Raw genomic sequence first — 9,667 nt, 5'->3', positions numbered from 1 at the left:
GGTTTACGCTGTGGCACGCGGCCACCGCCACATCTGAAGTTATGTCCACAGCAGACAGACGATCACGCGGTGGCCGCACCTCGCCTACCAGGCCCCACCAGCGACATCTCAAACGGCGGCTGCCGTACTAGCCCGGTCATGGTGTGGATGCCCGCACAAGCCGGACGGTTCCTCGACTACGCCGAGCGGCACGACATCGTCCTCTACGCCATGTTCCTGCTCATCCTGCACCGAGGCCTGCGCCGCGGCGAGGCGTGCGGGCTACGCGACCACGACGTCGACCTCGACGCCGGCTACCTCACCGTCGTCCAACAGATCACCACCGTCGGCTACACACCCATCACCCGCCCCGTCAAAAGCGACGCCGGTGACCGGATGGTCCCCCTCGGCCCGAAGACCATCGCCGTCCTACGCGACTACCTCAAGATGCGCCAACGTTGGCAGGCCGTCAGCGGTGACGAATGGCCCGACAGCGGCTTGTTCTTCGTCCGCCCCGACGGCAAGCCGTGGCACCCCCAAACCATCAGCGACCGCTTCGACGACCTCATCGCCAAATCCGGGCTTCCGCCGGTTCGGCTACACGATCTACGCCACTGCGCCGCCACCTACCTCCGTCACGGCGGCGCCGACATGAAAGAAGTCCAGGAAACCCTCGGCCACTCCACCATCGGCCTCACCTCCGACACCTACACCAGCGTCATCATCGAACTCGAACGCGGCACCGCCGACGCCGCCGCCGACCTCATCCCCCGCAACGACAGCGCGGCGTAGCCCTACATCGCGTATCCATGGACGAACCGAGGTAGGTAGAGCGCAGGCTCATCCTGCAGATCGGATCCTCGCTCCTGGACCAGGAGGTCCAGGCCGTATAACGCAAACCCTTCACGATTCCTGGGGATTGACACCGGCGGCCCGGCTTCACCTCTTCGCGCTCGGCCGACCTCGGTGGGTGCAGACCGGTTTAGCCTGGGCCACGGTGTCGGTGGACCAGACCACCGCGATTGTGAAGCAGTAGTCGCTGCTGCGGCTTAGCCCGTGGGCGGTGTAACTATCGGTGCCGGCAGGCAACTCTGCGAAGATGCGCCGCTCCTGGCCCGAGCGGCCCCCGGCGATCACTACCGGTCCCTCCGCCTGGACCGGGTACCTCCAGTGCAGCACAACGCTGTCCCGCCGGTCGGTCAGCCGGACCTGATCTGGCGAGCCAGCGGGGGTTGGTGAGGGTGTGGCAGCCGGTGTACTCGCACGGGAGGGAGTAGCAGCGATGGCTGACTCGGAGTCCGGTGGGTCCGGCGCGAAGATTGTGGCGACTATGGCGATGGTGCCGAGCAGCAACGCCACGATCACCCCGGCAGTCAGCAGAAGCCACTGGGTCGCCCGGGTCTCGGACACCGGTGGCGAAGACGCGGGCGCCGGCGGCGGGTGGTTCGAGGGCGTGTCGGCTTCGGCGGCGTTCGGCACGCCCCCGACATTCGATGGCACGCAATCGGTGAGCCCCACCACGGCGCGCGGCGGTGCGCTTTCTGCGGGCTGCCAAGGCTCGTCGAACAGCTCGTCCGGTGGCCGCCTGTAGTCGTCGAGCGGGTTACCGGTGGCCTCTGGCCGGGTGAAGGCGTTCTGCCTGTTCGAGGAGCCGCTGCCGGCCTGAGCCGTCGGACGATAGACGGGTGGCTCGGGGAGATGTACCTCAACTGGCCCTTCGACGACTTGAGGGAGCTGGGCGACAACGGACACGATCGGCGTGTCCCGGCTCGGTGATGTCGGACCGCCGCAGACATGCTCCAAATCGCCGATTGCCTGTGCCAGTCCGGTCACTTGCGTTGTGAGCGGGTTGTCGTTGGGCAGATGCCGCCGGCATAGCTGCTTGGCGAGCGTCAGGTGCTCGTGCGCCTCGGCCCACCGGCCGCAGTCGCGTTCCATCGCACCGAGCTTGGCCAGCATCTTGATGCCGCTGGGGTGGCCGTCGCCGTACACCTTGCGGTGCAACGCCCAGGTGTTCTGGAGCCGCTGACGCGCCACGTCGCACTGGCCACGGGCGTATTCCACCGTGGCCAGATCAGCATGGGCCGCCAACACGCTGTGCGCCTCCGCGCCGTCCCGGGCAGCCAGCTCGACGATGACCTCGGAATAGAGCCGGGCGGCCCGGGCCCCGGCGCCGACCCGATGAAGCACCGCGGCCAAAGTCACGGCGGCGGTGACGCTGCGCTCGTCGGCACGACCGTACAACCGGGTGGCCGCCGTGTGTGCGAAGGCGGCCCAGGCACGCGCGCTGTGCGCCTCGCCGAGGGCGACCAGCACCCGGGCCAGCAGGCCAGCGGCCTCGACCAGGTCGGGCGAAGCGTTGACGGGACGCACGTCCACACCGGCCAACGCGTCGGCCAGCAGATGCTGGGCTCGGCCGAGATCGCCTTCGGCGACCAGGTGACGCGCCTTCTCAGTCAGTTCACCGAAGCCGGCGGTCATGCCCTATCTCCGTTGACGGCCGCCAGCTCAACGCGGGCGCGAGCAGACGAGCGATGGTATGGGCTTGCACGGCGGCCATGCTCGATGACGCCACGATGATCAACGCGAACAGCGCGACGCGAGTCGAACGAACACCCCACTGACGGCTTCCTCTGATCTGCTTGGTCCTGAGTTGACACCCCTGCTTCTAGATGTCCATGCGGGGAGGCGCCTTGGGGAATGTCATGACTGCGGTGACGAGGCGGTGGTCGGACGGCGGCGGATCGTCGAGGGGTGTGTGGACGCGGTAGCTGCCAGTGACGATGTGCGGGAGCATGGCGTTGTTGACGAGGAGCCAGTCGATGAGGAGTCCGCCGCCGACGTCGATGTTCTCGTCGTCGTTGACGGTGGGGAGCAGTGGGACACCCGGGTTGGCGTGCCAGGCAAGGTCTGCGAGGGCGTGGAAGCCGCATCCACCGATGCGTTGCTGGTGGTCGGGGTTCCAGCGGCCGATGAGGTGGTCAACGGCGTCGGTGTCGGCGGTCCAGGTGCCGTCGGGGAGTTGCCGGCCTTTCTGAGCGCAGGTGCGGTAGTCAGCGACGGCCCAGTCGCGTTGGGGCAGGTGGGGGCCGGAGGCGGTGGAGTTGAGGTCGCCGCCGATGATGACGGGCTGGCGGGTGGTGCCGTAGCGGTCGAGGAGAGCGGCTTGTTGGCGGCGGCGGATGCCGCAGTGCGGTGTCCAGTGGGTGACGGCCGCGGCGAACTCGACACGGTCGATGTCGAAGTCGCCGGAGTCGCGGACGGCGAACACGGCGACGTTGCGTTTGTCGGCGAACAGGTGCGGGTCGCCGGCCTCGGGCCAGCGGCGCAGGATCAGCACGGTCGGGTCGTAGATGATCGCTGGGGGCATCGGGCTGTCGGGGTCGTGGCCGAGCAGACCGACGTACGGGGTGTCGAACCGATCGGCGAGCAGCTCCGCCGCCTGGTGCAGGGGACGGCTGCCGTCCTCGCGCCAGTACTTCGCCTCGTTGAGCAGCAGCAGCGCGGGCGCGGGCTCGATGAGGTGAAACGCGTCGATGAGGAGTTGCAGGTCACGGTGGCCGGGTCGGCGTAGGCCGCCGGCCTCGAAGTTGAGTAGGGCGATGTTGACCAGCGGCATGGGGTCTCCTCACTGGCTCTGGCGGGGTTGGTGGTTCGTGTCGGGTGATGCCGGCGGCATCGGCTCGGAGTGGTGGCGCTGGGTGTCGGTGATGCCGGCGGCATCAGATTGGAGGGCGAGCGGATCCCGTGTGCTGGTGGCGTTTGGTATCGCAGTCGATCCGAATACGGGTGAGGTGCTGTGTCATGCGGGACGTGGCGGGATGGTCGGGGTGCTCGCGTTGGTGGGTGGTGATGGTGTCGGCGAGCAGGGTGCGGGCGGCCTGGCAGTGGCCGAGGTGGTGCAGGACGAGCGAGATGGTGGCGCGGATCGCGAGGGTGCGGTGGGCGTGTGGGCCGTCGGTGGTGGTGAGGTGGTCGGCGAGTTGCTGGTAGAGGTGCAGTGCTCGTTGGTGGTGCCCGGCGCTGCGGTGGGCGGTGGCGAGCAGGTGCAGGCTGGCGAGGCTGTCCCGGTGGCTGGGCCCCTTGAGGTGCGCGAGGGCGTGGTGGGCGTAGGTGGCCCAGGTGACGGCGGCCTTCGCGTGGCCGAGCGTGAGGTGCACGGTGGCTAGGAGAGCGGCGGCATCCGCGTGTATCACGTCGGCTGGCGCGGTGGCGGGGTTGACCTCGGTGAGGCTGTTGTAGAGGAGTGACAGGGCACGCTGCGGGTCGGCGGCGGCGACGTGGCGGGCCATCGCGACCCGGTGTGCCTGGGCGGTTCGCAGCGGGCCGGGCGATGGAGCCGGTCTGGCGTGCCACGCCAGCGTGATGTCTGCTGCGGTGGTGCCGACGGTCACGCGGGCGAGGATCCGGTCGGCGTGGGCGGCGGCGAGGATCGGCGGTGTCGGCGTGCCGGTGACCGGTGCGAGCTGGGGTGCGTACCGCAGGATGGCCGCACCGACGGTGGCGGCGACCGCGGCTGCGGCGGGCGGCGTCGGCCGGCAGCCGGGCCGGCATTCGTAGGTGGGATCAACGCCCGGTGGTCCGCCCTGGGTCATGGGCTGGCGGCACCGCCCGCAGTGCACCATTCCCGGCGGTAGGTACGTCTCGTGGAGATCCATCAGCGTGGTTGGCTTCTTCACTGGCGGCGCTGCACCTGCGGGTTCTGGCAGCTGGCGTGGGCGACGGCGGTCGTCGTACTGCTGCTGCGGTGTGCGCTGCGGCGCATCGGGTGCAGGGTGAGTCCGTCGGCCAGCGTGATCGCCTGGTCGGGCTCGTAGCCGTTGCGGGCGAGCAGGCGTTGCCCGATGGGGAGTGTGGCGGTCCAGCAGGGCACGTCGATGTGGTCGAGTCGGTTGCGTAGATCGGCCATGAGGGCCTGTCCTCGGCCGGTGCGCTGAAATGGCGGGCGTACGACGAGGCAGGCGAGGTGGTGGTGCGCCTCGCTGGGCTGCGCGGTGGCGAGCAGGTCGTGTAGGGCGGTGAAGCGGTCGGCGCGCGGGCCGGCGAGTGCGGCGAGACGGTTCGCGTAGTCGGTCGGCGGTGGCAGCGGCCCGTACCGTCGGAAGCAGACGCTGGCGGCGCTGAGGTCGTCGACGAGGTGGACCTCGCCGTAGAACATGGCGTGCTCTACCCACATCTCCGCGACTGCGGCCAGGACATGTGCCCGTTGTGCCTCGTCGGGAACCAGCCACGCCGCGAGTGGGCTGGGATGCACCGCGTCAGCGATCACCGCCGCGACAACCTCCCTTTCCGTCCATCGGGCAGCACGGATCCGGTGTCTCACCTCGTCCTCCTTGCGGTGTCGTCGGCCCGCCGCGAGACGGGATCAGTGGAATCGCAGCGGATGATGCTTGCGGTTGGGGGTGGCCGGCGGCAGGGGAACGGGGGCGGCCCGCTGCCGCCGGCCGGAGGACCAGCCGCTACCCCTTGCCCTCTCAGGGTCGGCGGCTGGCCAGGTCACTTACTCGGCGCCGATCTCAGTCACGTCGTGCTCCTACCGCCTCATCACCCCGCCGGACTGGTCGTATCGGCGAAGCTGTATAGGGCGAGGGCTGTTCGGGGGTGGCCGGCGGCAGCTACGGGGTAACTCACTGCCGCCGGTCGGGGTCGTCATGATGCCGCTGTGCTGGCGTGAATGACCCGGCGCTCGTAAGAACGCAGAAGCACTCTTGGGTCGGCCATGAGCGCGGTGAACCGGTCGATCTCTCCCTCGGTGCATCCGGTCGGACGTAGGTGCGCGGCGATGTCCGCGAGGAGGCGGCATCCGGGACGGCCGCCGGTCCAGGTTTCGGCGCCGGTGTGCACGCACTGCCGTGCCATGCCTCGGTCCAGCAGCAGGGTTTCGATGTCGCTGGTCCAGGTCCCCGCACCATCCGAACCCGTGAGTGCGCCATGGACCTGACGCATGACGCTGCCAATCAGTTGGGCGTCCTCGGCGTCGGATGCCCGGTAGATTCTCGGCTGGGTGGATGTGACGTCGGCCAGGACGAGCCAGCCCCCCGGCCGCAGCCGGGCGATCATCTGTTCCACCACATCGACCGGGTCGCGCAGGGCGCCGTACGGCCAGCGGGCCACGATGTGGTCGTAGGTGTCTTCCCTGCCGGGCAGGATGTCCCGGTCCAGGTCGAGCTGCTGTACGTCGATGACGCTCGTCGGACACGGTTCGGGTGGGGTGACCAGGTGCTCGACAACGAGTCGGCTGGTGTCGGCGTCGACGGCGGCGACCCTCCCGTCGGGGCCGACCAGTCGCGCCAGCTGGGCGGTGATCTCGCCGGGGCCGGCACCGACTTCCAGCACCGTCTGGGCGGGTCTGATGTCGAGCCGGTCCAGGACTGCGCGGATGGTCGGGACGAGGAGCTGGTGCAGGGGTCCCGGGTGTGTGGGCAGCGACGTGTTCGTCATGGGTTTCCTCCGGATGGTCGGTGTAGGTGATGCCGGCGGCATCGGCGGCGGCTGTGCCAGGACGGGCGTGTCAGTTGGCGGGGTGGATGCGTTCGATGAGCTGCGCGGCCTCGTCGATCACTTCGCGTTGGTGGGGCAGGAGAGGCGCGGCGGCGTACCGGGCGACGGCGGCTTCGTAGGGGTCGGGGGTGGCTGCGCCGCCGCGCAGTTCCTCGATGAACGCGCGGATGCAGAACGGCGTGTACCAGGGGTTGTAGCCGCCTTCGTGGGCGGCGACGAGCCGTCCGTGGCAGAGCCGGTCGGCGGCGTCGACCAACAGTCGGGTCATGGCGCGGTAGGAGTCGGCGGTGAGGACCTGCCGGGCCATGGGATCCCACACGCTGGCGTCGAAACCCGCCGCGACCAGGATCAGATCCGGGCGGAAGCGGTCCAGTGCCGGGAGGACGACCTGGTGCATGGTGTGCAGGTAGCCGGCGTGGCCGGTGCCTGCGGGCAGCGGGACGTTGAGGGCGTAGCCGCTACCGTCGCCCGCACCGTTCTCTCGGGTCCAGCCGGAGTCGGGTGGGAAACAGTCGGCTTGGTGCAGTGACACGGTCAGGACCGTCGGGTCGGTGTAGAAGATGCTCTGGGTGCCGTTGCCGTGGTGGGCGTCGATGTCCACGATCGCGATCCGGGTCAGGCCGAGTTCGGTCTGGGCGTGCCGGGCGGCGACGGCGATCGAGTTGAAGACGCAGAAGCCCATGCCCGTGTCGGCGGTGGCGTGGTGGCCGGGCGGGCGGAGCAGGGCGTAGCCGTTGGTGACCTCGCCCTCGGCGACAGCGGTGACAAGCTCGACTAGCCCACCGGCGGCGAGCCGGGCGATGGCGTAGCTGCCGCGCCCGACCGGGGAGAACCCGTCGCCGGCATCCCCTCCCCCACGGTCACTCTGGTTCTTGACGTGCTGGACGTAGTCGCCGGTGTGTACGCGCAGGAGTTCGGTCATGGTGGCCTCACGGGGCTCGATGACGACCAGGTCGCGGAGCAGGCCGCAGGCGTGGATCAGCTCGTGAGCGCGGCGTTTGGCCTCGGCGGCCTCGACGTGCGCCCCAGGCTGGATGCCTGCTAGCGGATCCGCGGGCAGCAGGCCGGCGCTGGTGCCGGTGTCGTGCCAGAAGAACAGGGGGTGATGGACGTAGCCAGTGGGCATGCGTATCGCCTCCGTGAGCGGTGCCAGGGTCAGGACGCGGTGGTGACCTCAGGTGTGTGCGGCGCGCGGGGACGTGGGATCGGTGCCCTGATGGCGGCGGCGAGATCGGCGGCGAGAGCGTCGATCTGGCCCGTGGTGATGCCGGGCATGCAGATGAGGTGGCTGAGCTGGCCGTCGGTGGCCAGCAGCCACTTGGCGCGCACCGCTTCGGGCGGGGTGGGCATGACGACGGTGAATGCGTGGGGATATCGCCACGCTCTCCAACCGGTCGCGCGGATCTTCTGGACGGCGTACGCGGCGACGCTGCGGGCCTCGGCGGCACGCCACCGGTGCCCTTCCCGGCCGTGCACGGCGATGGCGTGCCACAGCAGAGCAGCGGCCAGACCGCAGCGGGATCCGGTGATGGTGGTGTCGATGCTGTTGGTGTAGGCGATCGGGTGTCCGGCCGGTGTGCGGATGCTGTCGCGGATGAGTACCACCCCGCATGGGGTGGGGACGCCGAGGAACTTGTGGCCGCTGATGGCGATGCTGCCGATTTGGCGGGCATCATCGAGGCGGAGCTTCCCGTCGAGGGCGAGCGGAATACCCGACAAGGCGGCGTCGACGTGCAGGTGCCCGGCCATGTCGTACTCGGTGAGGACAGCGCGGATCCGGCTGGTGTCGTCGACGGCCTCGGTCATGGTGGTGCCGGCCGTGGCGACCACGATCGCCGGCCACCGCCGCCGCTTCCGCACCTGGGCGGCCAGATCGTCGTAGTCCATCTCGCCGTCCGGATGCGCCCGCACGACCACCTTTCTCGCGCCGATCATTTCCACGATCTTGCGGATGGAGTAGTGGGCGGCCGTGGAGAAGAAGATCCGGGCGGTCGGCCACCGCCGGTAGGCGGCGACCAGCGCGGACAGGTTGCCTTCGGTGCCGCCGGTGGTGACATAGCCCCACCGGTCATCGGCCGGCATACCCAGCAGCTCGGCGACCCAGGCGATCACGGCCTGCTCCAGCACCCGAGTGTGCGCCACCCCGCTCGTATCGGAGGGATCGCCGATGTTGTTCCACAGCCGGGCACCGAGGCGGGCCATGACCGCGGTGTGGTCGAGGTCGACCGCCCCCGGGTAGCCAATGCTCGTCGGCGCGGCGGCAGCGGCGGCAGCAACAAGCTCGTCGAGGACCGCCGCGACGTCGATGTGCTCGCGGCTGAGGTCCGCGGCGACGGCCAGGTCGAGGGTCGGCGTGTGCGTCACTGTGCCTGCTTCCCGCACAGATGAGCCGTCAGGGTGTCGTGCAGACTGGACAGTTGCCGCCACACATCGAGAGTGGCGGGGTCGCCCTGTTCGGTGAGTGTCGCGTGCGGGTTGCTCCAGTGCGGGTTCCAGCTCGCTTCGAGGGGCTTACTGCTGCGCACACCCGAGTAGCCGATCCGGGCGTGTGGGTCGCGATTGATGTGTATGGCGGTGCCGTCGGTCAGCAGCACGTAGCAGGTGCCCTTGAGGTCGAAGACCGACGTGTGGTAGCCGGTGGCGGACGGATTGCGCAGAGTCTGGGCGAGCTGGTACCAGGAACCGCCGGCCGAGTCCAGCGTGCTCACACCCACACCGGCGTAGGTCGCGGACGGCGGCAAGGTCATCTCTCCGCCGTTGACCATCGACCGCTCCGGACCGAGCGGATGCCACAAGCGCCGCCCCGCCGCCGCATTGGCAATATTTCCCTTGGCGATGGTGTTCAGGTCAGCGAGCAACGCCGGAAGATTGTTCGACTCGGGAGCGGAGAGGCACAGCCGATAGGCGGTGTGCAGCCGGAAGCCCTGGGGTTCCGTCTCCGCGTCGGAGGTGAAGAACAGCATCACCCCGTGCGGGCCGAGAGCCTCCCGCGTCCCATACCGCTCGTCAGCCGCGTGCAGATGGCCCACGTTCAAGCTCGTGGACCGGTACACCACCTGCTGACGCAGATTCACCCACCAGCGATCGTCGCGGCGAGGCGCCTCGTCCTCCGGCTCCCCGTCGACCGTTGCGGGTGATGCCGGGGGCGCAGGTGCGGGTGCTGTTCCTGATACACATCCCCGAGCCC

The 9,667-nt window shown here is 69.3% G+C and carries 9 protein-coding genes; 1 reads left to right on the top strand and 8 read right to left on the bottom strand.

Features of this window, described 5'->3' with window-relative positions:
- Nucleotides 1–147 precede the first annotated feature (147 nt).
- The gene (locus C1I95_RS28275) at nt 148–771 is read left to right on the top strand and encodes a tyrosine-type recombinase/integrase (protein ID WP_233513939.1); all 624 of its coding nucleotides are present in this window, start codon (nt 148–150) and stop codon (nt 769–771) included.
- A 147-nt stretch (nt 772–918) separates the two neighbouring features.
- Here C1I95_RS28275 and C1I95_RS28270 read toward each other — a convergent pair whose 3' ends face one another.
- The 8 genes from C1I95_RS28270 to C1I95_RS28235 form a co-directional block, all read right to left on the bottom strand.
- Entirely contained in the window at nt 919–2,460 is a 1,542-nt protein-coding gene (locus tag C1I95_RS28270) for a tetratricopeptide repeat protein (protein WP_111218340.1), read from the bottom strand.
- Nucleotides 2,461–2,647: 187 nt separating this feature from the next.
- Nucleotides 2,648–3,598: an endonuclease/exonuclease/phosphatase family protein gene (locus C1I95_RS28265; RefSeq protein WP_111218338.1), complete on the bottom strand. Its 951-nt coding sequence runs from the start codon at nt 3,596–3,598 to the stop codon at nt 2,648–2,650.
- Between the two features lie 103 nt (nt 3,599–3,701).
- Complete coding sequence (locus C1I95_RS28260; RefSeq protein WP_158566490.1) at nt 3,702–4,658, bottom strand: tetratricopeptide repeat protein; 957 nt, start codon at nt 4,656–4,658, stop codon at nt 3,702–3,704.
- Nucleotides 4,655–5,302, bottom strand: a complete 648-nt coding sequence (locus C1I95_RS28255; protein WP_233513938.1) for a GNAT family N-acetyltransferase — start codon at nt 5,300–5,302, stop codon at nt 4,655–4,657. Before C1I95_RS28255 ends, C1I95_RS28260 begins: the two co-directional genes overlap by 4 nt.
- Before the next feature lie 326 nt (nt 5,303–5,628).
- Nucleotides 5,629–6,420: a class I SAM-dependent methyltransferase gene (locus C1I95_RS28250; RefSeq protein ID WP_111218332.1), complete on the bottom strand. Its 792-nt coding sequence runs from the start codon at nt 6,418–6,420 to the stop codon at nt 5,629–5,631.
- A 70-nt stretch (nt 6,421–6,490) separates the two neighbouring features.
- Nucleotides 6,491–7,606 carry a class II histone deacetylase gene (locus C1I95_RS28245; protein WP_111218330.1) on the bottom strand — a complete coding sequence of 372 codons (1,116 nt, stop codon included), beginning with the start codon at nt 7,604–7,606 and terminating at the stop codon, nt 6,491–6,493.
- A gap of 29 nt (nt 7,607–7,635) precedes the next feature.
- Entirely contained in the window at nt 7,636–8,844 is a 1,209-nt protein-coding gene (locus C1I95_RS28240; RefSeq protein ID WP_111218328.1) for a histidine decarboxylase, read from the bottom strand.
- Complete coding sequence (locus C1I95_RS28235) at nt 8,841–9,554, bottom strand: hypothetical protein (protein WP_233513937.1); 714 nt, start codon at nt 9,552–9,554, stop codon at nt 8,841–8,843. The genes C1I95_RS28240 and C1I95_RS28235 overlap by 4 nt, the downstream gene beginning before the upstream one ends.
- Nucleotides 9,555–9,667: the final 113 nt, after the last annotated feature.

Origin of the sequence: Micromonospora craterilacus, assembly GCF_003236315.1 — a bacterium.
GTDB lineage: Bacteria > Actinomycetota > Actinomycetes > Mycobacteriales > Micromonosporaceae > Micromonospora > Micromonospora craterilacus.
The sequence above is the reverse complement of the archived record's forward strand: the minus strand, read 5'-3'. Positions and strand labels throughout refer to the sequence as shown.

What these genes read in the sequence shown, in the direction of transcription:
- C1I95_RS28275 (WP_233513939.1), top strand. Translation starts at nt 148, where the DNA reads ATGCCCGCACAAGCCGGACGGTTCCTCGACTACGCCGAGCGGCACGAC.
- C1I95_RS28265 (WP_111218338.1), bottom strand. Translation starts at nt 3,598, where the DNA reads ATGCCGCTGGTCAACATCGCCCTACTCAACTTCGAGGCCGGCGGCCTA.
- C1I95_RS28250 (WP_111218332.1), bottom strand. Translation starts at nt 6,420, where the DNA reads ATGACGAACACGTCGCTGCCCACACACCCGGGACCCCTGCACCAGCTC.
- C1I95_RS28245 (WP_111218330.1), bottom strand. Translation starts at nt 7,606, where the DNA reads ATGCCCACTGGCTACGTCCATCACCCCCTGTTCTTCTGGCACGACACC.
- C1I95_RS28270 (WP_111218340.1), bottom strand. Translation starts at nt 2,460, where the DNA reads ATGACCGCCGGCTTCGGTGAACTGACTGAGAAGGCGCGTCACCTGGTC.